This is a genomic window from Desulfosporomusa polytropa, from assembly GCF_055380075.1.
On record NZ_AP042400.1, the window covers coordinates 4,490,467 to 4,517,391 of the forward strand.

Below are 26,925 nucleotides of genomic sequence, written 5' to 3' on the forward strand. Positions count from 1 at the left end.
TGCAAAGTTTTTACGTCTTGTAAATAGTTTCTTCTGTATGCCTAACGTGACCTAGGAACAATACGTAATATTGATAGTATATCGTGATAAAGAAGTTGCAGACGCTAGCGGCAGATAATTATAAGCTGAACTTCATATTGATTTTGAGCGCAGCAGCCAGTTCGCGAATAGGAACCAGCAACTGCCCATTTTGTTGATAAGGCGCCTGCGGCAAGACCAAAAAATTGTTGTTAATAGTCATAGTTGCTTGATTGGCGGTCAGGATAGCTGTATTTTGACCAACAGTAAAGGTAACGGTATCACCAATTTGTTCAATGCTGGCGGCCAAGGCATCAGCTGTTGTCATGACCGGTAGGAAAAGGAGCTGGGTTTTTCCGATTTTAGTTATGGTGATAGGGGTTTGTACAAAAATCTTGCGGTTATTGACGGTAATAAAGCGGGAGCCTGCTTTGGCTTTTAGCTGCTTTGGCTTATTATTAACTTGAGGAGCAAAGGAAGTAAGTAGTGTTTTGACAATGTCAGTTTCCACACTGTAATAGGGATTGGCTTCTGTGAGGTTAGCCCCATTCATGAGGACGACGATACCCAATTTACTGTCAGGATCATAGTAAGCATCACCAGATAGTCCATAGGCTTCGCCAGAGTGACCAACAAGGCGTTTGCCTGGCACTAGATCGTCGGTAATATGGAAGTTGAGCCCTTTTTGTTTGTAAAAACCACCCATACTATCACCAAACCATTGCATGCTATGCATCAGGTCGGCTGTGTCTGGTTTGAGGATACGGGTGTGGTTATATGTACCGCCGTTCATATGGGCCTGCAGAAATTTGGCTAAATCAGTTGAACTGGAACGTAACCCGCCTGCCGGGGAATGAGCAAGCGCGCTGGGGGCGCCGATTGCTGCTGATGTAGGTTTGGTGCCAATATAATTATCCTTTGTTGGTTTGAAACTGGTTAGGTTCGCATCCGGGCGGTACAATACGGCAATGTTTTGCCAGTTTTTAAGGTCGGCTGGTTCGAAGCTGGCATCCATATTGAGTGGTTTAAAGATATATCTGGTACAATATTTGTCAAAAGACAAACCGGATATTTTTTCAACAAGTGTTCCGACAATGCCTGTGCCAAAGTTGGAATAGCTAAACTGCGAGCCGGGAGCATAATCGCCAAAGGTGTCCGGGTCATAATACTGGCCAGCAGGAACCAGCATATCTTGAATATCAATTTTTTGCAACAAGGCGGGTGTTTCCTCCAAGATGGTACTATAGGCGCCGCAGTCAACAATGCTGGAGGTGTGAGTCAGCAAATGGCGAAATGTAATTTTGACATCCGGATAGCGGGGGTTTCTTATCTGGTACCCCAGGTATTGACTGATATCGTCATCAAGGTCGAACTTTCCCTGATCATAAAGCTGCATTAAGGCGGTAGCCGTGACCATCTTGGACAGGGAGGCCACGCGAAACAGGGTGTCAGAGTTTACAACGCGTCTAGTGTCGAGGTCAGCCCAGCCGTAGCCGCCCTTCCAGACAAGCTTGCTATCTTTAAAGACAGCCGCTGATAGGCCAACCACTTTGTGTTTTTCCATAGTGGTCAGCAACTGGTTATCAAGGGACGTTGGCTTGTTGGGCAATTTATAAGGCGGTAAGCTATAATAGCCAGGCAGCGGTTCAGGCTGACTTGCCTGCACTGGAGGGGCTAGCAGGCTAAAGACGAGGAACACGCTTGCTAGTGTGAGTGGTAGATACTTTCCAAAACGGTTAAAGAACATAAAACCCTCCTTGTGGTTAATGCAGTGTGCTTTGTAAGGACCGGCTTGCCCCCTGGAAGAAATAGGTCTAGGGTGTGAAAAATAGGCGATTGTAATACACTGAGTTGTTGATAAGGCTGATTGGCTGCGGGCCCATACCTAAATCGCAAATCAGCTGCTTGTTGTGGGTCTTGATATTGAGGCGGTATAAGGCGTGATTGGCCGACGCATTGGTAAAATAGATAAAGCCATTAGCAATATTAATAAAACTGACCTGGTCATCTGTCAGCTTGGTGCGTCGCTGACCGTCAGTACTGATACTGTAGAGCTTTTGGCTGTCGCTATAATTGCTATAGTAAATAGTATTGTCAGCTACTGCCATGAAAAGAACCTGATCGTCAGCAATCTTGCTGCGAGATGTGCCGTCAAGCTTAATTTTGTACATTCGGTAGCCATCAGACGCATTGAGGAAATAAACCCAATCACCAGCAATGGTGATTGTTTCAGCCTGGTCATCACATAGTTTTTGCGGTTCAGACTGCCCGTCTAAGGCTAATTTATAGAGGGCAGGACCAGGAACCGAGTTGTCATTGGTCCAGGTAGTATATACCAACCAATTGCTAGTCGCGGTTAGCTGACAGGCAGGCTGATTGTTGATTTTTGTTTTTTCGCTGCCGTCAAGCTGCATCCGGTATATATGGTGCTGATCTGACCAATTGCTATAATATAAATATTTCCCGGAAATAGTAAGATTCCAGGCTTCATCAGAACTAATGGCGGTAGGTTTTGTTTCGCCAGGTTTAAGCCGGTAGATGTTCTCCTGGCCACCAGCGTAGGTATCACCGGTAAGGTCAAGGTAATATAAAGTACCATCGTTATCAACAACCGCCAGGCCATTATTGGCACTGTTGGCAAGGCCGTTAGTAATGGGACTTGCAAAAATATTTTTAGCAGGCAGTGTCGTAAACGAAAGATACTTATCTGTGGCCTGGAAAATTGCCAGGGCAGCTTGGTGGCGATAAACCCGTTGGGATAGAAGTTTGGCATCTTGGGGATGAGGCATCATGGCGACTTCGGCAATAACTGCCGGAACCCAGCTAGAGTTGAGGACGACCAAGCCAGGACGGTCTTGCAGTGGATATTGATGAATGTGGAGTATGTCTGTTAGTTCGTTAGCCAAAAGGGTGGCTAATTCTTTAGCCGGTTTGGGGGCGGATGAGTTGTAGAGGGCGGTAGTCCCACGATACAGTTTCTTGGCGGCATCAGGCATATCTGTGGCCATAGAATTATTATGAATAGAGAGGAATACGTCAGCCTGCAGAATGTTGGCAGCATCGGCCCGGTCTAGCAGACTGGGGTTGCTGTCATCTGTTCTGGTCATATACACATCATAACCATGCTGGCGAAAAAGATCGCGGCTTAACAAGGCAATATCAAGGTTGAGCTCTTTCTCCAGTAAATAATTACTGGTTGCGCCTAAGGCCGTGCCGCCATGTCCGGGGTCAAGCACAAGGGTTTTAGGCGGAGGCGTGGTGCGCGGATTGGAAAAGGTCAATACAAGGTAGGTGCGAAAGATAATAGTGTTGTCAGGTTGAATTACCCGTTTGCGTTTTACTGTTGTTACCGTTACCTTGGCATTTTTCGGAGTATAGACAGCAGTTAATGTAAGTTCATTCGTGCTGACAGGAGTTGTTGTTAGCTGTGTTAAACGCGGGGACGCATGTAACACAGCAATGGAATCTGTATTGGCAGGCAGTGCAGATTGGGCGGCTACAGCCAAGGTGATTATGCTGTTTTTTTCTGTTATGCGATATTGCGGTTCAAAAGTGTAGGTTAAGGGGTCAGGCACACTGGCAGCGGGCAAGCGGGTTTCAACTGCCACGGCTACAACATCTTTGTGTTCAAGTTGAAAGACTTTTATTGCGGCAACGGTGGGAGATTGTGTTTCCGGTAGGTTAGCCGCAGCAGGCAACGGAGAAAATAAAAATATAATGGCGAGAACTAGGGTTACATAGGACGCAAAGGCAGGCATAATTACACCTCACTAATTGTTAAGTACTCAGTAACTGATAATAGAAAGAGTTTCGTTGCTAAAATAAAAATACCTGCCAAGTAATTTGAGTATTGACAACTGTACGTGTCCCTTGGTATTCTATATACACAATAGTTCATAGCATGAATATCAATGACCAGGAAGAGTAAACATACAGTGGAAGCTGCAGCGAGCCAACGGTAGTGAGAGTTTGGCGCCGACCGGTATGTTGAATGGGCCTGGGAGATGCAGTCTGAGCCGTGTGAGCGGGGTAGGCGCTGACGGGATTCTTCCGCCGTTATCAGGAAGCAGGTATCGGACAATGGTCCCGTACTTTGATGAGCCGGACCAGAGCAGTTTTGTTGTGGTCAATAAGGGTGGCACCGCGGGTTATTCCCCGTCCCTTGGATATATCTATATATTCAAGAGACGGGGTTTTTGTATTTTCTTCCTAATACTTTAGAATTGTGGATAAGCCGCCATCTGCGTTGTTGCTCCTTCCGGGCGGTTCACTTGCGTACGTACCCATGTACGCGGCGCGAACCGTCCTCAGTCGCGCCTAGCAGCTGACGACTTCTCCACAATTCAGGCAATTCATTATTAAATAATTTTGGGGAGGTTGTTGAACAATGGAAAACAAAGAGCGAGAGTTAGTAACAGTTACTACCGGGCAAGAGGGACGGTATCGCTGGGCGGCGGTTTCAGCTATGCTACTGGCGATTGGCGCTATTCTTAGGTTGGTCACTCCAAGTATTGCCGGGATTTCACCTAACTGGATTATTGCTATGTATTGTCTGGCGATTGTACTGTTTCGTCTGCCGGCTGGCCGGGCTATGGGTATTGGCTTGGTGGCAGGTGCGCTGTGCCTGGCAACTTCCAAATCAGTTTTCCCGTATGGTAATCTGATTAGTGAACCTATGGGGGCGCTGGTATGCGCGCTAGTAGTGGGGTTACCATTTACTATGAAAGTAGGGCGGATTGATCTTAGGCCTGCGGTTGGCACTTTATTAGGGACCTTAGCCAGTGGCCTGACATTTACAACCTTAGCAAAAGTCATTTTAGCTCTGCCGATTAAAGTGTATCTGTATGGTATGCTGCCGGTAGTAGTGACAATGGCAATTGCCAATACAGTTGTTGCACAGGCGCTGTTCTATCCGGTAACGGCGCTGTTAGGTGGTTTTGCTGCCAAACATAGAGAAGACGAGAGGTAAATAAAGAAAGCCTGTTTTGAGCGAAAAGACTCAAAACAGGCTTTTTCTTTGCCCGATCCATTTTAATTAGCGCTTGCTAAATATTCCTGGTTAATTAGGCGTTTGATAAATATAGTTTTGGTAGTGGCAAGATCAATGATTGTGCCGCTCTGGGTTTTGATTACTGGCTTATCTAAATGGTTGGTGTTAAAGAAGATAATCAGGCCTGTACGGCCATCACTTAGCAGAACAGGAGAATTGATGAGACAATCACGGATATAGCGGATAAAGGGCTGACATACGCCTTGATCCAGTTTATCAAACAGTTCTTTAGTCATATATTCTAAAACTGGCAAGGGATTGGCTTCTTCGCCTGAGTACGCATGTTGATGAAACAGATCAGCAACTGCAATGATGCGGGCAAAGAGGTGGATTTTTTCATTGGCTGAACCTAGTGGAAACCCGCTGCCATCCATATATTCATGATGTTGCAGAACGGAGAGTAATACTTCCTGTGGCAAAGACGGTACATACTGTAGTAGTTTAGCACCATGGATTACATGTGCTCTGGGATCTGAATCAGCGTCTTTAGGAACTACCAATTTGCCGATATCATGCAAGAGTCCTGCTAAACAGAGCACATGTATTTGCGCATCTGAAAGCTTGAGTTTACGACCAATAATTGTACTGATATAAGCGACCATGACTGAGTGGCGAGTAATCTTGTCTGCTATATTATAGTCGCTGACTAATAGATAATCCATAATAGCTGGTCCTGTTGACAAAACGGTAGAGTAGATACCAAAAGAGGTTTCTTTTAGTTCCTGTATGGGTATCTGCTTGGTATTACGGATAAAATCAAAAGAGTGGACAGCTGTTGTCACCAGGCTATCATACTCCTTGAAAAAGTCAGTAAATTCTTCTGTCAGACCATCTTCTCGTACCGTTGTTTGTTCTGGGTCGCTATTTGCTGACGGACTAGTAGCTTCGCTGGACACAAACACATGACTTACATTCCACATGGTTAATAGCGAAATAGTACGAGGCGCAATGACGACATCTTTTCCAAGTAGTACCTTGCCGCTGGCCGACAGGACTGGTTCGCCGATAGCCATGCCGGGAACCAATTCTTTGACGGCGATCATCCTGGTGGACACAATACCAGCTCCTTTTAATTCTAAATACATTGGTAACATAAGTATAAATTAGAGCATAATGGAAAACAATCAGTCAAAAGTCATAGCTCGTAGTACTAAAGTCCTATCAAAAATGGGTCAACGCAGAATATACAGTGAAAAAACCCAGCATATGGCTGGGCTTTTTCGCTGTATTTGTTAGGTGCAATGGGCTCTTTTATTATTGACCTTTGTAGATAAGGTCGATGAGGGTCATAGTCATTTGATATGATTTTTCCAGAGATGGTACAGGTAAAAATTCAAATTTAGAATGGAAGTTATGAGCGCCGGTGAAATAATTTGGTGTTAGGATTCCTTTTGTAGATATAAAAGAGCCGTCTGTGCCGCCTCGCATGGCGATCGTACGAGGCATAATGCCTAACTTCTCCATCGCCGTATAAATATAATCTATGGCTATATGGTTTTTATCAGTCACTGCGTCAGCAATATTACCATAGGTATCGCTTATGTCGCATTCGATCTTGGCCCGAGGATTAGCTGCCTGTAGTTTTTTTACATTTTCCAAAATAAATTTCTTGCGCGTTTCATACTTTTCTTTGCAGTGGTCACGGATATTCAATTCTACGTTAGCCGTTGATTGGTTGGAATGAACGGCCTGACACCAAATATATCCTTCTTTTCCTTCTGTGCATTCTGGTGTTTCCTTGCGATCAAACATATTGATGAAATCAACAGCAAGAAGTGTAGGATTGACGAGTACCCCTTTTGCACTCATAGGATGAGTGCTCACACCGTGGATTGTGACCACGGCGTTTCCGGCATTGAATGTTTCATACACGACTTCTCCCAGTTCGCAACAATCGATCGTATAGGCGAAATCTACGGGAAATTTACTAAAATCCATACTTTTCGAACCATACAAGCCGCATTCTTCATCTGGGACAAAGGCTACGTAAATATCGCCATGATATATGAATGGATTTGAAGAAAGTGTTGAAAGAGCTGTCATAACGTTGGCAATGGCGGCCTTATTATCGGCGCCCAGAACGCTGGTTCCATCCGTAACAATGATGTCCTGTCCCATATATTTCAGTAGTTCAGGATGTTCTTTTGTCGTCATGACGATATGCTGTCCTTTATTCAGAACGATGTCTTTGCCATCGTAATTTTGGACTATTTGTGGATGAATTTCCGGTGACAGGCAAACATCTACCGTATCGAGATGCGTCACGAAACCAACCGACGGCACCTTGCGATCACATCCAGCTGGTAAGTTAGCCGGCAATTTACCGGTCAGAACACATTTATCACTAATACTCAGATTGACAAGCCCCATGGCGGCACATTCCCGCTCCAGCATTTTCGCCATGTCCCACTGTCCATCACTACTGGGAATCTTCGTTTCGCCGTTCGGAGTACTTTGTGAAGAAACGGACACATAACGATAAAATCGTTCGACCAATTCAGATTGCTTATCTTGCATGCATAAAACCTCCTATTTATCGATAATGCAATTGTGAAGCAGCATCATAAACGTCGTATCAATTAGAACATTTGACGCGGGTATACGTAATCAGCCTGGAAGCCCAAAGGGATATTAAACCACCAGAATAGGTACAGCATGGCCGTCAGGACAATCAACAGCGTAATAGTATAAGGAAGCATCAAGCTGCTTAAGGTACCGACCCCAGTGCGTTTGTAATATTTTTGACAGTAAATAATAATCAGAGGGTAAAAGGCAAACATAGGCGTGCAAACGTTTACAGCCGAGTCGCTAACGCGGAAAGCAGCCTGAGTCAATTCAGGCGCAATGCCAACAGACATGAGCATTGGCACGAAGATAGGAGCTAAAATAGACCATTTTGCAGATGCAGAGGTAATCAGTAAGTTTAACAAGCCAACGAAAACGATGATTCCAAAAATGGTGACTTGTGGCGGTAAGGCCAACGATTTTAAAAATTCGGCTCCGGAAATAGCAATCAAAGCTCCTAGGTTAGAAGCGCCGAAAGCGTACATAAACTGAGCAGCGAAAAAATAAAATACGATGAGCTGAATCAGTGTTTTTGTAATTTCTTCCATGGAATTCGTGAAATCTTTAGAACTTTTGAATTTACCACTTAGAATACCATAGACAATACCTGTAACAGCTGCTAGTAGGAAGATAATTGCCACAATGGACTGCATAACCGGAGCTTTAAAACTGGCAATGTTGCCATTGGGGTCACGCAGGATAGAATCGGCAGGCATCAAAGCTAAAATTAAGCCAACAAGCATTGCAATCAGGACAATTGTAGCGATGTAAAAAGAACGGTTTTCCCGTGGCGTGATACAGGTAATATCTTCATAGGGAATATCGAGATTGTCGTCAAGAGGGCAAGCTTTGCGGCACCACGGTTCGGTAATTTTTTCTGTAACCCACCAGCAGCTGCCAATAACAGCAAAGGTTGATCCAACGGCATAAAAATAATTGCAAAGTACGTTAACTTCATAGGTTGGATCGATAATCTGTGCTGCCATTTGTGTAAATCCTTGAATAACCGGGTCGATAGCTGATGGCGTATAGTTTGCAGCAAAGGCACCAGCAATACCGGCGAACGAAGCGGCTACACCAGATAGTGGGTGCTTGCCTGAGGCGTAGAACAAATAGGCAGCTATTGGGATAATGATCATATAACCGCTATCAGGAGCTAAATGGCTCAACATGCCGACAATGATGACAATAGGCGTAATCAAAAACTTTGGTGTAACCGATAAAATTTTCTTTAAGCCCGTATTGATGTAGCCTGAGCCATCGGCAATACCAATACCTAATGTCGCTACGATGACCATACCTAACGGTGGGAAACCGGAATAATTAGTGACCATTTTGCTCATCAATGTGACAAACTCTTTGGCACTCAACATGTTGGTAACAGCAATGGGTTTGCCTGTAGTGGGATGAACATAATTAAAGTGCAAATTGGACAAAACAGCCGATAAGATACAGGTAATAAAAAAGGCTGCAATAAATAGCATTGTAATATCGGGGATTTTATTACCGACTCTTTCAATCCAACCTAAAAAACCGCCAATCTGTTGGGATGAATCATGCATGCATGCTTCGATTTGTTTTTTTTCTGACACAGCGAAGTCTCCTTTGTGTATAAATTTTGGCAGTTACTAGTTTTACGTATTAAAAAAAATAAAATCTCGCAACTGCAAGATGAAGCGGGCATAAAAATGATAGTAACTGATATGTTCCAATGTCCGCATGATCTATATTAACTAAAACGAAGAGCTTATTCTCCAATAAATCTCGCGGCACCATCAAGAGTTTTTCGCAATCCGAAAGAACATAAAAGTAAGCCAGCTAAAAAGCGGACTTAAAGTCGGTAATTTCTAAATGCTTTAACTTCATTCTTCTAGTGGACTGCAATTTGTTCTTTTTTGCTTAATTTAATTTGCGAAACTTTTGTACCTTATCAATTTCGTTTTAGGTATTTGTAATTTTAATGGGATTATTATCTAACGGTATCATTATAGTACAGATTGACCATAACTTCTAGGGTAATGCAAACTACTAGTACCGGCTGAACTGGTAAAACAAATTGAGCCGGCAGTACCGGAAGATATTTAAGAAGTAAAGGGACGTACATTTTGCTTCTCGCTGATCGACTGGATAAAGCGGGAAAAATACAACGGATATTGCCCAAAGACTCGAAAAAGTTTTGAAAGAATTTTTGCTGTTCCGGCAGAAGAAATGAAAGATGTCATCTTTGCATCCTCTAATCCGTTAAAATTAACGGTCCGTTATGCGTAATAGCCAGTGTATGTTCATATTGAGCAGAGAGTTTACCATCAACAGTTCGTGCTGTCCATCCATTCTTATCTATTTTGCACTGGAATGAGCCGACATTAACCATTGGTTCAATGGTTATGACCATACCTTCTTTTAATCTAAGTCCTTTGCCGGGTTCGCCGTAATTAGGAACAGCAGGGTCTTCATGCATATTTCTTCCAATGCCATGCCCCGTAAAATCTCTCACAACCGAGAAGCTTTCAGTTTCAACATATGTTTGTATTGCATGACCAATATCTCCTAAGCGGTTTCCAATCTGTGCTTGTTCAATACCTTTATACATAGATTCTTTAGCGATTTTCAGTAGTCGTTTTGCCTTATCCGAAATATTGCCTACTGGATGAGTCCAAGCTGAATCAGCAAGACCACCATTTAAGTTAACAACGAAGTCAATTGTTACAATATCGCCATTTTTAAGTGGTTTACTATTAGGGAATCCATGACAAATCTCATCATTAACAGAGGCACAGGTAGCATACTGATAACCTTGATATCCTTTTTGTTCAGGCGTAGCACCCCATTTAGCTAAATAATCTTCAACAAATTTATCAATTTCTAATGTACTAATACCCGGGGTGATAATCTTTTCAATTTCTTTGTGGCAAGAAGCTAGTATTTTACCTGCTTCATGCATCATTTCAATTTCTCGCTTGCTTTTAAAAATAATCATATTAGTGATCTCCTAAATTAGTTTAAGCTTTTAAGCCTTTAAATAAAATAGTGATAATATCATCTATCCATTGGGTATCAACTGTTAGATATAAGCTATCATTTTGCTTGATATAAGAATGTACTGTTCCGACTAAAGCTCCAAAAAATAGTTTAACAGCAGTATCAGAGTCTACAGAAACTAACTGACCAGAATGAATTCCTTCTTCGATTGTCTTAACAATAGGAATATAGAGATAGGTTTGGAAATCCTTTAGTATTTCATCGTTATTTTTCGCGGGAATGAATTCGGACTGAAGAAGATAATTTTTAAATAAGATAAATACAAAAGGTTGTTCAACCCAAAGTTTAAGCTGACGTCTCGCGTATTGCTCTAATTTAACTAATGGTAATTCATTTGTGTTAATGATCTCAATTGTATTTTGTTTAGCTTCTTCAAGTGCTTCACTTAATAAATCCTCAAGAAGAGTTATTTTATTGTTGTAATAATGATAAATAGTTCCACGGCCTAAATTAGCTTTTTTCGCAATATCACCAATTTCCATGTTGATCCCTTTTTCTAGAAAAACTTTTGCAGCGATATTTTTTATTTGGTAAATACGTTGTCGTCGAATGGCATTGTTTTGTTCATTTGTTCGAGGAGTCATTTCATCACCCGCTTTAGACATTCCAGAATGTCAATTAAAAACTGTTTTAATTTTACAGTTTTCTATAAAAAAAAGCAATATAAAATTAAAGAAGCAAAGGGACGTACAGTTTGCTTTTCACTGATCGACTGGATAAGGCGGGAAAGATACAACGGATATTGCCCAAAGACTCGAAAAAGTTTTGAAAGAATTTTTTGCTGTTCCGGCAGAAGAAATGAAAGATGTCATGGGGATGAAGGTGGTGACAATGAAATACGGATGTCAGCACCCTGTCCACGTGACGTCCCCCTGATTCTTGGTGGGTAATTATTTCAAGGAGTTTTGAATAATTTTAAGATGTGATAGTTTGAATGCAAAATTTAGCCCAAGATGAGTGGACGGAGGAACTGTCTTGAGAGTAAGACGATACCAACGTCCCCTTGTCCGCTTTAAAATAGTTCGGTTTTCGCACTTAAGTGGGGAGAATAAAAACAGTAAAAGACTTTTCAAACAGCCTGCCGTCCTCTGTCCCTTGGAGTTGAGGCGCCTTGCCAATGAATTATTTTCTATCTATTGGGAGGGATTAGCATGATCGCGTTAACCGGTGGTAAAATTCTAACAATGTGCACTAAAAGTCTGGATCACGGCACAGTGCTGGTTCGCAACAGTAAAATATGGGCAGTTGGCAAAACTATTGATATCCCGTCCGAATGCCGGATTATTGATGTAACCGGCAAGATCATAACCCCGGGACTCATTGACGCTCATACCCATTTGGGTATCGAAAATGAAGGTATGGGTTGGGCCGGCTCTGATGACAATGAACGCAGCGAACCGGTTACTCCCAGCATGCATGTTCTTGACGCTATTAACCCTGTAGATCTCGGCCTTCTGGAAGCATATCAAGGGGGCATAACGACTGTTATGGTGGCTCCTGGTAGTGCCAATCCTATTGGTGGACAATGCGTTCTTCTTAAAACGTTGCCTAAACTAACCGTAGAGCAGATGCTACTGAAGCGGTATGCAGGGTTGAAAATTGCCTTTGGGGAGAATCCCAAGCGTGTTTACGGGGCAAATCAGAAAAAAATGCCGGTTTCACGCATGGCAACTGCCGCTTTAATCAGGGAAGCTCTTTGGAAGGCCCGCCAGTATCTGGCAAGTCAAAACGAAAAAGGTTGGAAATATGATATGGGAATGGAAGCAATCGTCAAAGTGTTGCGTAAAGAGATGCCGCTCCGGGCACATGCTCATCGGGCCGATGACATTGTTACTGCAGTACGCATCGCCCAGGAATTCGATATTGAAATCATTATCGAGCATGGTACGGAAGCTTATCTTATCGCAGAAATGCTGTCAGTCGCAGAAATTCCAGTAGTCTTAGGACCCACATTATCCACTAGGTCAAAAGTGGAGCTAAAAGATAAGACAATGGAATCGCCAGTACTGTTATACCGGCATGGTGTATTATTTGCCATGATGAGCGATCATCCAGTAACGCCCAGCTGCTTTCTGCCAGTATATGCCGGTTTAGCCACCCGGTACGGTCTATCGGCTCAACAGGCGTTGAAAATGATCACCTGCGATGCCGCTAAGATTTTAGGCCTTGATAACCGCATTGGTAGTCTGGCACCGGGAATGGATGCCGATTTGGTCGTGTGGAGTGAAAACCCATTGAGTGTTTCTGCTCACCCGGAGATTGTCATTGTCGATGGACAAATCGATTTTTTCAGGCGTTAGTGTCTGGACGGCTAACAGGTGTCATGGGGATGGGTTGGCGACACAAAAGCGTTTTAGTAAGATTGACCGAAGGCTGGGTTATGCAAAGGAATTGTAAGAGTAACACAATGGCAAATTGCTAAAGTAACCGGGCTTTATCAAAGTATTATTTTTAAGGTGTAAGTAAAGGGAAGCAAAAAGAATGTCTTTTTGCTTCCCTTTAGATTTGGGCTTGACTTTAACTAGCTGGTCTTTGACACCCTAAATCGCGTCTGTAAACAAGTGCTTCTTGCACTCGTTTACATGTTTTTAGCTGGTTACCCGGTAAATTCCTGACTAATCATCAAACCATATGGTCCACCTTTAATTATACCAATCCCAATTTTCGTGAAATTGGCGTTGAGAATGTTGGCCCGGTGGCCAGATGACTTCATGAGGCCTGTATGAGCACTGGTAACAGAAGAGTTACCTGCCAGGTTTTCACCGGCCGTACGGTAAGTGATTCCCTGAGATTTCAAAAGGTCAAACGGCGAACCATATACGGGTGACTGGTGTCCGAAATAGTTGTTTTTGATCATGTCCATGCTTTTCATACGGGCTACCTTAACCAAACGCGTGTCAACTGCCAGAGCTTTCAAACCTTGATTGGTACGTTCCTGGTTGACAAGGTTAACCATTTGCTGCTCCTGTGCAGTAATAGGTGCTGTTAACAACGCATCCGTGCTGGTAGACGGAGTAGGAGTAGGAGTAGGAGTAGGTTGCGGTGCTGGAGATGGGGTAGGGCTAGGGCTAGGCGTAGGTTTGGGCTTAGTCGAAGCTTGTACAAGGTTATAGGGCGCATATCCCCTGCTTATCAGCCGCTGGTTAATCTGCTGGTAAGATTGTAATTGCTGCGCCGAAGAGTAGTACAGAGTCTGGGCGGCTGCCGCCGGCACAGTGGCCGTCCCAATAAACATGGCTGTCAGAATGGCTGCCATAAGGCTACGAGATTTCTTCACTGTGTCACTCCTTACTTATTATTGATGGATAGTCTTTCGCGCTTATTATACATTAGTTTTTTGGAGTTGGCATCCTACAAATTTTGTTAGTGTGACACTTGGGACATATTACACTTTCAATTCCTTTGATTTATCTGGTTATCTTATTATGTTTCTCGATATCCAGAATTTAAAAAATTCAAGTGAGTTGTCCGTTTAAAGGCTCATTAATTTTCACTAGCTAGTTAGTACTTTTCGCTGAACATATCAAAAAACATCTTCTGTTTTTCCCCTATCGCTTTAAGGGAGAAGCAAAATAAACGTCCCTTTGCTTCCTTTTGGGGTAGGACTTAGATCCGGGGTCTTACGTAAAATAAAAATCCCGCAAGGCGGGATTAGGAAGGGAAACCGAGGTTAAGCATCTCATCTGGTAAACTGTTTTTTAGGTTTCCTGCAACATTTTCGGCTATATCCTTGTCTTTCTCATGCGTAGGTATAGAATCATCGTCAGATTCAGTTAAAACTGTCTCTTTGTCAGTCAAAGGAATCACCTCGAATATTTTAGTTTTGAGACTGGTTTGAGTCCGCAGTAGTCTTCATGCCGCGAGTTAGTGCTTCAACGTAGAATTAGTAGTATCGTTATTGGAGGCTGGTTTAGGCGGTTCCATTTTCTTACGAATTGAATCTTTGGTAAGGTCACTTGTTGGTATCGACCTGTCGCTTCGTTGATCCGATTGGCAGGAAGTCTTATCAACGCAGAGTTCATGCACTGGCTTATCGCGTAAATTATCTGTCATGTCGCACCTCCGTTGTTAACCATTTCCTATCATAGTTTAAACCATTTAATGGGGTATTATGTTGTTGTTTATAGAAAAATTATTGGAAGCGATACACAATATGAGAAATATGATAATGAATGAACAAAAATTCACTTCTTTAAAAGAACTTGGCAAATATATCCAATGTTTTTCTGGCAAAACTTGTGTATGAGTATACATCAGGTTTTGCTTTTTTTCTATCCACTTTCTTGTTTGACGCTTACTCTTTGTAAAGACGGGAACGCCTTTTCAGTGTATTTTTGAATGTATCAGATCACAAAAATGAGTTTTCTTATAGCAAAGCGGGGATTACTGCCAGGGCTTACTTATTTAAATATTTAACTTTATTTTTATTATTTATTTTATATATTCTTTACCTTATTAAATAGCCTATAATAAATTCATAAAAAGAAAAGTATAATTAAATGTTCTGCCTTGAGGAAGTGAAAGGAATGGTGTAACTATGAACATTTCTTTATCCACCTTGCCTTTACATGCTGCTGGTCGGCCAACAACAATGGCTCCTAACGCAATGGTAGTGACTCCGCACTATCTTGCCTCACAAGCTGCCATACAAATCCTTGAAAATGGAGGAAATGCAGTTGAAGCAGCAATTGCTGCCGCTTCGGTAATTAGTGTTATATATCCTCACATGAATGCAATAGGCGGAGATAATTTCTGGCTTGTTTATGATGCCAAAAACAAACAACTAAAAGCCTTAAATGCAAGTGGCCGGTCCGGAGAAAAAGTTAATATAGAATTTTATAAAGCCCTGGGATTTAGTAAAATTCCCGATAGAGGCTATCTTGCAGCGAATACAGTTCCTGGCGTAATTTCCGGCTGGTGGGAAATTTATAACTATTCTCAAAAAAATATGAACTCAAAGATGTCTTGGGCAATTCTTTTAGAAAGATCTATTAATTATGCTGAAAATGGTTTTTCTGTAACCCCAAGCCAAGAGTATTATACAAAGCTAAACATTGATCAAAAGGACAATGAATTTCGCAATCTTGGGCGTTTTGACGGTTTTAAGAAAACTTTCTTAAAACCTGACGGCAATATTTATACATTCGGAGAACTTTTCAAACAAAAAGACCTTGCCAAAACCTTAAGAATTATTGCCCAGAAGGGAGCAGACGGCTTTTATAAAGGTGAAATAGCTGAAAAAATTGTTGATGACCTTAAGGCCAATGGAGGAGTGTTGACTTTAGAAGATTTTGCCCGTCATAGAGCCGACTGGGTTGAGGCCATTTCAACAGATTACCGCGGCTATAAGGCCTATAACTTTCCCCCCAACACCCAAGGAATGGCATCTTTATCCATTTTGAACATCCTTAACAATTTTGATCTAACATCAATGGGTGAAGGCAGTGCCGACTATTATCATGTTTTAATCGAAGCCACAAAACAAGCCTTTGCCGACCGCGATAAATGGTTAACTGATCCAACCTTTGTCAAAATACCGATTGATTCTCTTCTTTCAAAAGAACACGGGGTCAAACTAGCTGCCGGGATAGATATGCAAAAAGCGATAACAGAGGTACAGCCTCTTGATCCTAAAGGTGATACAATCTGGATAGGAATCGTTGATAAAGCTGGCAACGCCGTCTCTTTAATCCAAAGTGTCTATTATGATTATGGTTCTGGGATTGTAGCTAAAGATACAGGCGTATTATTGCAAAATAGAGGTAGTTTCTTCTCGCTTGATCCTAATCATGTTAATCACTTCGAACCCCAAAAACGTACCTTCCATACGTTAAACCCGGCAATGTTATTTAAAAATAACCACCCCTACCTCGTTTATGGCACTATGGGCGGCGAAGGCCAGCCCCAAACTCAGGCTGCAATTGTAACCCGGATTGTTGATTTTAAATTTAGCGTTCAAAAAGCCGTCGAAGCACCTCGCTGGCTGTATGGCCGTACTTGGGGCGCTTATTCTAATGATCTAAAAATCGAAGGCAGAGTCCCTCAAAATGTAATAGATGAACTCTTAAAACGCGGCCATCCTGTCACAGTATTAGCCGACTATACTGACACAATGGGTCACGCCGGCGCTATACTTATCAACCCAGACAACAACGTCAAATATGGCGGTGCAGACCCGCGCGGCGATGGAGCGGCAGTTGGATATTAAACAGAAACAAACTCCCTGTCCCCGCGTCTGTATAAAGCGGGAAGATACAACGGATATAGCACAAAGACTCGAAAGAGTTTTGAAAGAATTTATGCTATTCCGGCAGAAGAAATGGAACATGTCATGGGGATGAGGGTGGTGACAATGAAATGAGTATGTCAGCACCCTGTCCACGTGACATCTAAGCAATAGAACTCTGTTAATAATCGGAAGCAAATTGAACGTCCCATTGCTTCTTAAAGCCGTATCTTTCGGGGTGCGGCTTTTGGTTTTGTCTACCACGGAACTGAAAGTAATTTCCAATATGATAAACTAAAAACTAAAAATATGGTATAATGATATGTTAACATAATACTATATGACATATTGATGGTGGCGAAACTGGCAATATAAGCGTAATGAAAAGGAGAATAAAAATGGATCATCCAAAATTGGAAGATTTGTTACCAAAGGCTGATTGTAGATATACTCTTGTTGTTTTAGCAGCTAAACGAGCGCGGGAAATCATTAATGGTAGTAAAGCATTAATAGATTGTAAGTCAGAGAAGCCGGTTAGCATTGCTTTGGAGGAAATTGCTCAGGGGAAAATAACCTTTCAACGAATTAAGGAAGGAATCAAGTAAATAGTCTTTATTTAAGAAACTACCACCTACCTTCGAGTGGGCGGTAGTTTCTTTTTATCCAACAAATTCTAAATTATGGTGGCTATTATTAAATTATGGATTCGATATCAAAAGCAAAAAAAGGGAAGTGTTCTTATGAAAATTGTAGCGAAAAAAATAATCATATACTCCATGCTTGGCCTAATGCAAGTGGGCATGTTATCATCGGTAGCTGCCGCATCACCAAGGCAGGAGGAACCTCCTCGTTTCGAACAGCGTTATGAGCATCGTGATGACCACCAGCAACGGGATTTAGAAAAAGAAAAACAGCAGAGATTACACGAAGAAAATAAACGCCACGAGCAAGAAATGAAGCGACATCCGTTTGAGTCGAAGAAGCAGTGGCATGAAAGGCAGAAACATGAAAATCAGCGCCATGAAAGAGCTATTCATGAGATAATGGAAATGAGACATAGATAATATACATAATACAAAGCCCTCGGCGCTGGCCGAGGGCTTTGGTGTGCAATTTAGAAGAAACAAGCGGACGTACAATTTGCTTCTCATTGATCGACTGGATAAAGTGGGAAAGATACAATGGATATTGCCCAAAGACTCGAAAAAGTTTTCCCTGCCTACCATGGGAATATTATCCTAATTTAAGAAATGTCGGAATTATTACGATGAATTATTAGACGAATTTTTTCTAATGAGGTGATACGTTGATACAAAGTCTTAACGGCAATACAGTGCTGAACAATTTGAGCGGGGTTTTTACACAGGCAGCTAGACAAACAGCCAGTCAGAAGACTGAATTTGATAGTTATATCCAATTGGAAGCAGAGCAGTCTGCCATTCCGGATGTGTACTCCAATCAAACGGAGAAAGCTGTTGACTTTGACGATAAAAAAGTTGGTACAAAGCAGAAAAGAACAGTTTGTTCCCAAGTGGAGGGGAATTTTTACTGTACGTATATCGTTGATTCAGAAGGAAATAAAATACTAATTAACCAAGTTCCTGTTGAACAGCTAAGCCAATCAGATACAGTAGCGACAACTAGTGAAAATAATTCTTTGGGTCAAGCAACAAATAAACAAGAAACAAATTTAAAAGGTACTCATCGGGGTAATGTACAAGATATGATGGAAATATTAAAATCTTGCGTTGGTATTCCTAATCAAATAGATTGCAAACAGCAGTTGAAAAAATAGTAGGAAGTACAGCGAAATCCAGGTCGTGCCTGCTTCGAAAATTTTTATGCTTCAGTCTAACTGCTGAAGAAAATTAGTCATCTTTGAAAAGTTGCTAATTCATAAATGTGGATATTATGAGCTTGTAAGCGCACGCCGCAGGCGGTGTGTAATCTATATTGAGTTCCTCTCATGCAAAGCAAAAGGAAAATATTTATTTGAAAGGGAATACATTATGAACATAAATAGAATAGAAACACAATATCAAAATTATGCAGTGCCTGGCACCTCAGGCACAAAGAGCAGTAGTAGTGAAAGCACGATTGATTCATTCCAAAAAATGATTGTAAATTGGGAAAAACGAGTGAAGGAAACTATTGAAAAAGAGCGGGAAAACGACAGCAATGGTAGTATTCAGATGTCAGAAAAGCAATGGCTTAATCTAATGAAAAAAGTGGACAATGCGATTGATAGCTTAAAAGACAATAAAAAAGAGCAGGAACAAGAAGAAAAAAAACAGTTGGAAGAGAAAAATTTGATCCGAAAAGATACTGTTGCTGTCAGTTTCCAAACGCATAAAGCTAACATTCAATTTTGATCGGGTCTGCGGATAATTTTGTGTAAATAGAAATTCCTTACAGCAAGCAATAGTGGCTTTTTACAAAAACAATTTTACTCATTGCCCCTTGATGAATCTTCTCCCCGGGCGAAACGGAGGTATGCGCGTAATAGCGTGAATGCTTCTGTTTTGCCCGGGGAAATCGTATTTTAAAGGGGCAATCAAAACTGTGTATAAATATTATATTTTATGCGCATACTTAACATTACCCGACCTTGTCCACAAAACTAAGAGTTATGGATATAAATAGGAAATTGGGACTACTCACCCGGCAAAGGCTTGCGTCATATGATATCATGAAATAAATAAATGTGGGGCGGGATTTAGTCAACCAGCATTTTTCCATGGTTCAAAAAGAGGTGTGGTATATGGGCAATGACTAAATTAATTAAAGAAAAGGCAGTTAGATATAGTCTAATTGCTTTTTCTTTTTTGTATACTGTAATAACAAAATTATGGAAGTATGTTCCAGGGAGATGATGAATTGTTTACACTTTTTAGAATACTCACTGGATCGTCTGCAATTATTGGGGTTTATACGTTCTTTAAAAATGAGATACTTTCGTTTTTACAACTAATAGCAGCTTTTATTCCGTATATCGTGGGTGGGTTTATAGGCTGTAGTATTACCATCTTATTAGTTGTTATCCTGAAAAAAAACAGGGGACAAAACACGTATAGTCGAATGGATTACAAAATACTTAAGGCCGAATATGTTTATACATTTGACGATAAGGATTACAGGAAACAGTACCAAAAGATCAGCGTAAAAATTAAGGCGCTTAAAGATGGCGTTTCAAAGTATTATGCGAGATATTCTTGGACAGGAAAAGGGACTCAATTTACCCCCAAATTAGTATCGCCTGGACAAATAATTGAAAATGTCCAAATCGGATCTCCTTGGTCTACATATGAAGTACATTTTAAGGAATTGGAAAAAGACGAAATGATTGACATACAAATTGCATTTGAATTTTATGATGCTGCAGATACATTTTTGCCGTTACTCTACCGGAACATCTCTGAACAGATTGATAATTTATCACTGCGCGTTGTTTTTTCTGGAAACCGTTTGCCAAAACCAAACAGTCCGAAAAAAGAAGTGGTAGATAACATAGCGCCAAAACCATGCATAGAGGAGCGTGCTATGTTACCTTTAGATGAATTCACTCATGAAGTTCGATGGGATACATGCAACCCCAAACTCAATAAAATTTATCGAATTTGTTGGGAATGGCCTTCCGATGACTGATTGACGTTTTGCTGTAAGTAAAAGAGTAGCCCTCAGTCGGGGCTACTCTTCTTCTTATGTAAGCGAATATCTCCCTTGTTGTACGGGGGGCGAATAAGGCGAAGCTATTGTGGTAGTGATAAAAAAGGAGCAGGTTTATTCACTTCATTACCAAGGATACTTGCCTTTGCAGCTATAAGGTAAAAACTTACCATTAAACGTTATAACAACACGGTCGCCTTTAGGATCTTCGACTCGGTCTACATCAACAGAGAAGTCGATAGCACTCATAATGCCGTTGCCATCGCCAAATTTCTCATGTATTATGGCCTTAATTGCTGGACCGTATGTATCAAAGACTTCATGTAGACGATAGAGAATAGGATCTACATTACCCTTGTAGGGATGTTCTTCTAACACTCTTACTTCATTTACGGATAATCCCAGTATATTAGCAAGCTTTTCAGTATATTGTGCAGGAACATATTGTTGTCCTTTAAAAGCACTGGCAAGCCATACTTTACTTACTTCCAACTTCGCAGCTATTTCCTCATAGCCAAGGTTGTTTTCTAATCTTGCTTTTTCTAATACCTCAAGGGCTTTTTCACGATAGTCCCATAGATAATCACGATTGTTTATTGGGGTTGCTGACATAGTAAAACCTCCTCAATCTCATTTTGCTATGGTGCATGATCTTATGATTGATTATCACCTGCAATATAAAGGGAGTCAGAGGATTAGTGTAAACCTTCTTATTGGCACCTTTGTCTTTATAAATACTATATACCATATTTTTACAATAGCGTCAACGGGATTAAGTATCCGTTTTCAAAACACGGGGCTGCGAAGCCTCGGCTACTCGATCAATGTCTCGAAATAAAAGGTAAAATTGAGATAGGAAACGAGACCAGTGTCACTGTCCCCGTTTCCCTCTGGGTTCCATTGGCATCATTATTATGGTGATTTATTCAAATTGGAGGCTGCCATTATATTATAAAATTGCTTAGGAGTAACACCATATTCATTTTTAAAAGATCTGAAAAAATTTGAATAATCACCAAATCCAGCTTGTTTGTAAACGCTATTTATTGGATAGTCTTTAAGAATTAGCTCTTTGGCGAGAATTAATTTTTTTTGCACAATATACTTGTGAATGGTAGTACCTGTATGCTTGGAAAATTTTCTGGATAGATGGAATTTACTAAGATAAAACTCTTTAGAAAGTTCAGCAATGGTAATGTCTTCATCAATATGATTATTAATATACTCAATTATTCCTTCAATTAGGTGGTTCTTCTGTACAGTAATATCTAAGTGGGATTTATCGTTAAAAACAAGATTGTTTAAGTATATAGCAAGCTCTATGATATAAGCCTTATATAGCAAGGTTTTGCCGGGACCTTTGTAGTTTTCTAGACTCAGCAGTTTATCGAGCTGTGTCTTTATGTTTTGTTGATCTTCAATATCAGCTCGTATTACATTTTTTTTTGCTACGCTTTCAAAGCATAGGGTAAGATCAATTTCTGGTGTTGATAATCCCTGCAGAAAGGATTTGTTTATCCAAAGCACGATACGCTCATAGGGAATCTTCATACTATTAACAATTGCTTGGTGAAGTTCCCTTGTATTAATTAATACAATGTCTCCTAATTGTAGGTTATAGGATTTGCCTTCAATTAAGTACGTCACATTTCCAGAGATATAGAGATAAAACTCATAAAAATCATGATGGTGTAAATATAGAAAGGGAAGATCAGTATTTAAAAAGTGAAAGACTTCATAATCACGGGGCAGCATATGTTTGCGAGTCAAAAATTTATGTATGCCTTTTTTTTTCATTATTATCACCTTTTAAACAAATTGTATAAATTGCTGTCAAGCTTTCTGAATTATTCTACTATCAAACAGGTTTGCATGGTAAAAAGATAGCTGTAACTAGTAGTGAATGTTAGCAAAGCCTATCTATATTATATTTTGTGCAGCAATTTTTGCAAGTTTTTGAGCAATTAAAACATATTTTTTATAGCTTTGCACAGCTATAATTTAATCGTAGTGTATAAACCAAAACGATTGAAAACCATATACTTACCACAACTTGCCAGTTTAATGCAATGGAAAAATTAAAAGAGCTATTCTTAGTGCAGGTTATCATTGGGATGATATGTTTTTAATGTGCATTCATCAGTAAGCATCTTAGCAGGTATAAAACAGTAACTGTTTTTTATTTTAATTTTTTGCAACTTAAATATTCAAAATGTAACGAAATTTCAAACGAATAAACAATGAAAAGTGCTAAATCTAAGCGATAATTTCTTTTTTTCTGTTGTGGTCATTAGCGCTGGTAGGTAGCGGAATTTTGTTGAAAACGGGGGTGATAAAGAACACTTGCTGAAAGATAGATAATAAACAGCCGCTTAAAATGTGTTAAAAGGAGGGGAAATATGAATTTATTACAGATTGATGTTAATGATGATTTTATTGAAATGCATACTGATGAAGCTTGGGTACGCATGATAGTTCTTAGTGCAGACATCTTTCGGGTACGGGTTTCCTGGAATGAAAAGTTTCTGCCGGATCGTTCGTATATTCTGGTAAAAACAGCATGGGAAGACGAATTGGACGACTTTATGAGCAGTGAAAGGATAAAGGTAAGGCCATATGTAGCCCGACAGGAAGAAACAGCAGAAAATGTAATTTTTTACACTGACTCGTTAGAAGTCAGAATAAAGAAAACCCCATTTGCTATTTCTGTATATAACAAACAAGGCGTATGCCTACATGCAGATGTTCCGAAGATTGCTTATGGCAAAGATCATTTGGGGCGTGTCTATCACTATAGTGTGAAACATCCTGATAATTGTTATTACGGCTATGGGGAAAAAACGGGATTTCTTAATAAAGATAAACGGCGTTTGCGTATGAGCAGCAAAGATACGATTGGCTATGATCCACGGCAAGCTGATCCGCTTTACAAACATATTCCGTTTTATATGGTGCTAAATAAAGAAAGTAAAACCGCTCATGGCATTTTCTATCATAATGCGTACGACTCAACTTTTGATATTGGCGCAGAACGCAGCGGCTATTGGGCCTCTTATACTTATTTTGTTGCTGACGGGGGAGAAATGGATTGGTTTTTCTTTAACGGACCTACGGTTAAAGATGTTATTGCCAATTATACAGATATTACTGGAAAAACAGTGCTTCCTCCGCGCTACAGTCTAGGGTATATGGGATCAACTATGTATTATACCGAACTGCCGGAGAAATCTGATGAAGCAGTACTTGGCTTTATCGCGCAAGCCAAAGCAGAAGATATTCCCTGCGAAGGATTCTTCTTGTCTTCCGGCTATACCAGCGATAAGGATGGCAAACGGTATGTATTTGAATGGAATCAGGATCGCTTTCCTGACCCAGCAGGGTTTGTCACGAAGCTGCAGCAAAATGGCGCGGAATTATGTCCGAATGTAAAGCCAGGAATGCTACTGACACATCCGCAATACAAAAAGTTTGCTGATGCGTCAGCATACATAAAGGATTCCCAAAAAGACCAGCCGAGAATCGACCGTTTTTGGGGCGGGCCTGCATCTTTTATTGACTTTACAAGTCCCAATGGCCGTCAATTATGGAAGGACGGCCTCAAGCAGGCGCTCATTTCTAACGGTATAGTGGCGATATGGAACGATAACTGCGAATATGAAACGCAGGATGTAATGGCATCATGTTATGGTGACGGTAAGCAGGAACCATTAGGTGGATTGCGCCCAATCATGTCGACATTGATGGCGCGGATGGCACATGAAGCTATGGCGGAAGCTAAGCCGGGCGTTCGTCCTTATGTTTTGAATCGTGCAGGCTTCGCAGGAATTCAGAGGTATGCTTCGACTTGGTGCGGCGATAATTGGACAAGTTGGGATAGTCTGAAATTTAATGTGCCCACGATTTTAGGGATGGGTTTATCTGGCGTAGCAAATCAAGGCAGTGATATTTGTGGATTTGCCGGACCACGGCCTGAGCCAGAGCTTATGGTTCGCTGGATTCAGCAAGGTATTTTTCAGCCGCGTTTTTGTATTCATTCTTGCAATGACGACAATACAGTCACTGAGCCATGGATGTATCCTGACTATACTCCATATGTTAGAGAAGCTCTTAAATTTCGTTATACCTTAGTTCCATACTTATATTCCTTAATGTATCAAGCTTCCATTGATGGTGCGCCAATAATGCGTCCTATGTTGTACGAATTTCAAAATGACTCTAAGGTTTATGAGGAAAGCTTTAATTATATGTTTGGACCGAGCATGTTGGTGGCCAATGTACTGGAAAAGGGGGCGACTACACGGGAAGTTTATTTGCCGGAAGGTACAATCTGGCGCGAATGGGGTACTTGGCGGAAGTTCGAAGGTGGACAGAAAATTACCGTGGAAGCGCCGCTTGCTAGAATACCGCTATTTATTAGAGGCGGCAGCATTATTCCGACGACCGAAGGTATTACAAATTTAAGAACACAGGAAATCACTCGAATTAAGTATCTGATTGAGCCAACGGCTGATGGCGAGTTTACTATGTATGAAGACGATGGTTATACGGATAAATATAAAGATCAAGAATATCGTACAACACAGATTATTTGTACTGCGAAAAAGGAAGCTTGCAGTATCGAATTTATCCGCAGTGGTGAGTACCAAAGTACTGTAGAAGAGGAGAAAATTCAAATAATTTGTCCCGAAAAGGCGCCGCTTGAAATACGAATTAATAAACAATTAATACCAAGAATTATGAATGTTGTAGACGGAAAACAGGGCAAAGAGAGTTGGTACTATGATGCGCAAGCAGGTATTGCCTCAATTTCTTTATCTGAGCAGCACGAGAAGATAAGTGTAGAAGTGTTGTTTGCCAGCAAAGATTTGATTTCGATCTAATAGTATTTAAAAGGATTCAAAATAAGTAGCAGGGGAGAAAAAAATGGGCAAATTTAAACAATTGCGTTGGTCAATGCTTGGCTTATTTATTGCAGGTGTAACTATAAATTATATTACAAGGAATTCATTAGGAATATTGGCGCCTGAACTGCAACGTGTCTTGCATATGTCTACGCAGGAATACTCTTGGGTTGTTGCTGCGTTCCAAGCTGCCTATGCAATTTTCCAGCCAATCTGTGGATGGGCTCTGGATTTTATTGGCTTGAAAGTCGGTTTCCTGGTTTTTGCTACAGCTTGGGCGCTAGTCTGCATGTCTCATTCGTTGGTTACCAGCTGGGAAGCACTTGCTGGTTTAAGATTTCTCATGGGAATAACTGAGTCTGTCGCAGTACCCGCCAACTTGAAGATTTTAACGGATTGGTTTCCAGCTAAAGAAAGAGGAGTTGCTGCCGGATGGGCAGGTGTTGGGTTTTCCTTGGGTGCCATGCTGGCACCGCCGTTAGTTGTTTCTATTAGCCTACAATTTGGCTGGCAGGCGGCGTTTTTTGTAACTGGTTTTATGGGGTTAATCTGGGCTGGTATTTGGAAAATTTATTATGATAATCCTAAGGATCACAAGTTGATTTCGCAAGAAGAAAAGGCTTTCATTTTAGATGAAGAGACTACAAGATCAAATGAATCATTGAAAACTAATCTTTGGACCAGTTTTAAAGATATTTTAAAAGTAAAAAAATTCTATGGCGTTGCTATACCTGCTTTTCTGGCTGAACCGGCATGGCAGACAATGAGCTTCTTTGTTCCTTTGTATTTGGCGACAGAAAGAGGTATGAATCTAAAAGAGATTGCCCTGTTTGCCTGGCTGCCATTTTTAGCAGCGGACATTGGAAGTGCTATTAGTGGCTATTTAGCAAAATTTTACCAGGGAAAATTAAAATTATCAAACAACAATGCCGCGATTTGGAGTTCCATATCAGGAGCGTGTCTGATGATTTCTCTGGCTTTTGTTCCTTTCGTGCATAGCCCGTATGCAGCTATTGGACTAATATCGATCGGCGGTTTTGGGCACGCAGCGATTTCTGCGATGCTTGGTGTTTTGATTATGGAGAATTTTGAATCGAATCAGGTTGCTTCGGTCAACGGTATACGTGGTTTTTCAGCATGGACAAACGGATTTTTATTCTCACTATTGATTGGTGCCATTGTACCGAAGTTTGGCTATAATTCTATATTTATTAGCATGGGTTTTTTTGATATAATTGGTGCGGCTTTTATGTTGTGGTTTATTTATGAAAAAGGGGTAAAAGCCGGGATACATCACGGCATGTAGGGCGTAGAGAGACGAACGAAAGTAAACCACTGAAGACGCATCGAAAGACATTAACGACATCAAAACCGGAGGGCGTCCCTGATTCGGGAAGAGTATGGCGGATAACCTACTTACTGAAAGTTATAGTCAACCGGAAACCGGGAGGAACATTCGA

General features: G+C 41.0%; 22 protein-coding genes and 1 other annotated feature. Of the genes, 10 read left to right on the forward strand and 12 right to left on the reverse strand.

Annotated features, from left to right (window positions below):
- Nucleotides 1-118: 118 nt before the first annotated feature.
- A complete protein-coding gene (locus ACZ449_RS22745; protein ID WP_464258324.1) occupies nt 119-1,765 on the reverse strand; it encodes a serine hydrolase in 1,647 nt (548 codons plus the stop codon).
- A gap of 67 nt (nt 1,766-1,832) precedes the next feature.
- Entirely contained in the window at nt 1,833-3,776 is a 1,944-nt protein-coding gene (locus tag ACZ449_RS22750) for a DUF5050 domain-containing protein (protein WP_464258325.1), read from the reverse strand.
- A gap of 144 nt (nt 3,777-3,920) precedes the next feature.
- Nucleotides 3,921-4,184 (forward strand) — a binding site (T-box leader).
- A 221-nt stretch (nt 4,185-4,405) separates the two neighbouring features.
- On the opposite strand from ACZ449_RS22750, the gene ACZ449_RS22755 reads away from it, so the two are divergent.
- Complete coding sequence (locus tag ACZ449_RS22755) at nt 4,406-4,987, forward strand: tryptophan transporter (protein ID WP_464258326.1); 582 nt, start codon at nt 4,406-4,408, stop codon at nt 4,985-4,987.
- 62 nt (nt 4,988-5,049) lie between these two features.
- On the opposite strand, the gene ACZ449_RS22760 is transcribed toward ACZ449_RS22755, so the two are convergent.
- From ACZ449_RS22760 to ACZ449_RS22780, 5 genes are all read right to left on the reverse strand, one after another.
- Nucleotides 5,050-6,123: an HD-GYP domain-containing protein gene (locus ACZ449_RS22760; protein WP_464258327.1), complete on the reverse strand. Its 1,074-nt coding sequence runs from the start codon at nt 6,121-6,123 to the stop codon at nt 5,050-5,052.
- Between the two features lie 199 nt (nt 6,124-6,322).
- Entirely contained in the window at nt 6,323-7,585 is a 1,263-nt protein-coding gene (pepT, locus tag ACZ449_RS22765) for a peptidase T (RefSeq protein WP_464258328.1), read from the reverse strand.
- A gap of 62 nt (nt 7,586-7,647) precedes the next feature.
- The gene (locus ACZ449_RS22770) at nt 7,648-9,195 is read right to left on the reverse strand and encodes an AbgT family transporter (protein WP_464261925.1); all 1,548 of its coding nucleotides are present in this window, start codon (nt 9,193-9,195) and stop codon (nt 7,648-7,650) included.
- 671 nt (nt 9,196-9,866) lie between these two features.
- Complete coding sequence (gene map, locus ACZ449_RS22775) at nt 9,867-10,610, reverse strand: type I methionyl aminopeptidase (protein ID WP_464258329.1); 744 nt, start codon at nt 10,608-10,610, stop codon at nt 9,867-9,869.
- Between the two features lie 22 nt (nt 10,611-10,632).
- On the reverse strand, nt 10,633-11,277 hold the full coding sequence (locus tag ACZ449_RS22780) for a TetR/AcrR family transcriptional regulator (protein WP_464258330.1): 645 nt from the start codon (nt 11,275-11,277) through the stop codon (nt 10,633-10,635).
- Nucleotides 11,278-11,823: 546 nt separating this feature from the next.
- On the opposite strand from ACZ449_RS22780, the gene ACZ449_RS22785 reads away from it, so the two are divergent.
- On the forward strand, nt 11,824-12,972 hold the full coding sequence (locus ACZ449_RS22785; protein ID WP_464258331.1) for an amidohydrolase: 1,149 nt from the start codon (nt 11,824-11,826) through the stop codon (nt 12,970-12,972).
- A gap of 296 nt (nt 12,973-13,268) precedes the next feature.
- Here ACZ449_RS22785 and ACZ449_RS22790 read toward each other — a convergent pair whose 3' ends face one another.
- The 3 genes from ACZ449_RS22790 to ACZ449_RS22800 form a co-directional block, all read right to left on the reverse strand.
- On the reverse strand, nt 13,269-13,949 hold the full coding sequence (locus tag ACZ449_RS22790) for a CAP domain-containing protein (protein WP_464258332.1): 681 nt from the start codon (nt 13,947-13,949) through the stop codon (nt 13,269-13,271).
- Nucleotides 13,950-14,323: 374 nt separating this feature from the next.
- Nucleotides 14,324-14,470, reverse strand: a complete 147-nt coding sequence (locus tag ACZ449_RS22795) for a hypothetical protein (protein WP_464258333.1) — start codon at nt 14,468-14,470, stop codon at nt 14,324-14,326.
- Between the two features lie 66 nt (nt 14,471-14,536).
- Nucleotides 14,537-14,725, reverse strand: coding sequence for a hypothetical protein (locus tag ACZ449_RS22800; protein ID WP_464258334.1), 189 nt, complete (start codon nt 14,723-14,725; stop codon nt 14,537-14,539).
- A gap of 484 nt (nt 14,726-15,209) precedes the next feature.
- Here ACZ449_RS22800 and ggt point away from each other — a divergent pair, with 484 nt between their 5' ends.
- From ggt to ACZ449_RS22830, 6 genes are all read left to right on the forward strand, one after another.
- Nucleotides 15,210-16,880 (forward strand): gamma-glutamyltransferase, encoded by a 1,671-nt coding sequence (gene ggt / locus ACZ449_RS22805; RefSeq protein WP_464258335.1) that lies wholly within the window; start codon nt 15,210-15,212, stop codon nt 16,878-16,880.
- Between the two features lie 416 nt (nt 16,881-17,296).
- The gene (gene rpoZ / locus ACZ449_RS22810) at nt 17,297-17,503 is read left to right on the forward strand and encodes a DNA-directed RNA polymerase subunit omega (protein WP_464258336.1); all 207 of its coding nucleotides are present in this window, start codon (nt 17,297-17,299) and stop codon (nt 17,501-17,503) included.
- 135 nt (nt 17,504-17,638) lie between these two features.
- On the forward strand, nt 17,639-17,962 hold the full coding sequence (locus tag ACZ449_RS22815; protein ID WP_464258337.1) for a hypothetical protein: 324 nt from the start codon (nt 17,639-17,641) through the stop codon (nt 17,960-17,962).
- Between the two features lie 242 nt (nt 17,963-18,204).
- Entirely contained in the window at nt 18,205-18,693 is a 489-nt protein-coding gene (locus ACZ449_RS22820) for a hypothetical protein (protein WP_464258338.1), read from the forward strand.
- Between the two features lie 214 nt (nt 18,694-18,907).
- Nucleotides 18,908-19,270, forward strand: a complete 363-nt coding sequence (locus tag ACZ449_RS22825) for a hypothetical protein (RefSeq protein ID WP_464258339.1) — start codon at nt 18,908-18,910, stop codon at nt 19,268-19,270.
- 505 nt (nt 19,271-19,775) lie between these two features.
- Nucleotides 19,776-20,543, forward strand: a complete 768-nt coding sequence (locus ACZ449_RS22830) for a hypothetical protein (RefSeq protein WP_464258340.1) — start codon at nt 19,776-19,778, stop codon at nt 20,541-20,543.
- A gap of 147 nt (nt 20,544-20,690) precedes the next feature.
- Here the strand turns inward: ACZ449_RS22830 and cynS are convergent, their stop codons facing one another.
- A complete protein-coding gene (gene cynS / locus ACZ449_RS22835; RefSeq protein ID WP_464258341.1) occupies nt 20,691-21,176 on the reverse strand; it encodes a cyanase in 486 nt (161 codons plus the stop codon).
- A gap of 300 nt (nt 21,177-21,476) precedes the next feature.
- Nucleotides 21,477-22,361, reverse strand: coding sequence for an AraC family transcriptional regulator (locus tag ACZ449_RS22840; protein WP_464258342.1), 885 nt, complete (start codon nt 22,359-22,361; stop codon nt 21,477-21,479).
- Nucleotides 22,362-22,963: 602 nt separating this feature from the next.
- Here ACZ449_RS22840 and ACZ449_RS22845 point away from each other — a divergent pair.
- Entirely contained in the window at nt 22,964-25,444 is a 2,481-nt protein-coding gene (locus tag ACZ449_RS22845) for a glycoside hydrolase family 31 protein (protein WP_464258343.1), read from the forward strand.
- Nucleotides 25,445-25,487: 43 nt separating this feature from the next.
- Nucleotides 25,488-26,771, forward strand: coding sequence for an MFS transporter (locus ACZ449_RS22850; protein WP_464258344.1), 1,284 nt, complete (start codon nt 25,488-25,490; stop codon nt 26,769-26,771).
- Nucleotides 26,772-26,925: the final 154 nt, after the last annotated feature.

Excerpts from the sequence above, each read along its gene's own strand:
- ACZ449_RS22850 (WP_464258344.1), top strand. The coding sequence starts at position 25,488 with ATGGGCAAATTTAAACAATTGCGTTGGTCAATGCTTGGCTTATTTATT.
- ACZ449_RS22845 (WP_464258343.1), top strand. The coding sequence starts at position 22,964 with ATGAATTTATTACAGATTGATGTTAATGATGATTTTATTGAAATGCAT.
- ACZ449_RS22780 (WP_464258330.1), bottom strand. The coding sequence starts at position 11,277 with ATGTCTAAAGCGGGTGATGAAATGACTCCTCGAACAAATGAACAAAAC.
- ACZ449_RS22755 (WP_464258326.1), top strand. The coding sequence starts at position 4,406 with ATGGAAAACAAAGAGCGAGAGTTAGTAACAGTTACTACCGGGCAAGAG.
- cynS (WP_464258341.1), bottom strand. The coding sequence starts at position 21,176 with ATGTCAGCAACCCCAATAAACAATCGTGATTATCTATGGGACTATCGT.
- ACZ449_RS22750 (WP_464258325.1), bottom strand. The coding sequence starts at position 3,776 with ATGCCTGCCTTTGCGTCCTATGTAACCCTAGTTCTCGCCATTATATTT.
- ACZ449_RS22840 (WP_464258342.1), bottom strand. The coding sequence starts at position 22,361 with ATGAAAAAAAAAGGCATACATAAATTTTTGACTCGCAAACATATGCTG.
- rpoZ (WP_464258336.1), top strand. The coding sequence starts at position 17,297 with ATGGATCATCCAAAATTGGAAGATTTGTTACCAAAGGCTGATTGTAGA.
- ACZ449_RS22800 (WP_464258334.1), bottom strand. The coding sequence starts at position 14,725 with ATGACAGATAATTTACGCGATAAGCCAGTGCATGAACTCTGCGTTGAT.
- pepT (WP_464258328.1), bottom strand. The coding sequence starts at position 7,585 with ATGCAAGATAAGCAATCTGAATTGGTCGAACGATTTTATCGTTATGTG.
- ACZ449_RS22770 (WP_464261925.1), bottom strand. The coding sequence starts at position 9,195 with ATGCATGATTCATCCCAACAGATTGGCGGTTTTTTAGGTTGGATTGAA.
- ACZ449_RS22815 (WP_464258337.1), top strand. The coding sequence starts at position 17,639 with ATGAAAATTGTAGCGAAAAAAATAATCATATACTCCATGCTTGGCCTA.
- ggt (WP_464258335.1), top strand. The coding sequence starts at position 15,210 with ATGAACATTTCTTTATCCACCTTGCCTTTACATGCTGCTGGTCGGCCA.
- ACZ449_RS22825 (WP_464258339.1), top strand. The coding sequence starts at position 18,908 with ATGAACATAAATAGAATAGAAACACAATATCAAAATTATGCAGTGCCT.
- map (WP_464258329.1), bottom strand. The coding sequence starts at position 10,610 with ATGATTATTTTTAAAAGCAAGCGAGAAATTGAAATGATGCATGAAGCA.
- ACZ449_RS22785 (WP_464258331.1), top strand. The coding sequence starts at position 11,824 with ATGATCGCGTTAACCGGTGGTAAAATTCTAACAATGTGCACTAAAAGT.
- ACZ449_RS22745 (WP_464258324.1), bottom strand. The coding sequence starts at position 1,765 with ATGTTCTTTAACCGTTTTGGAAAGTATCTACCACTCACACTAGCAAGC.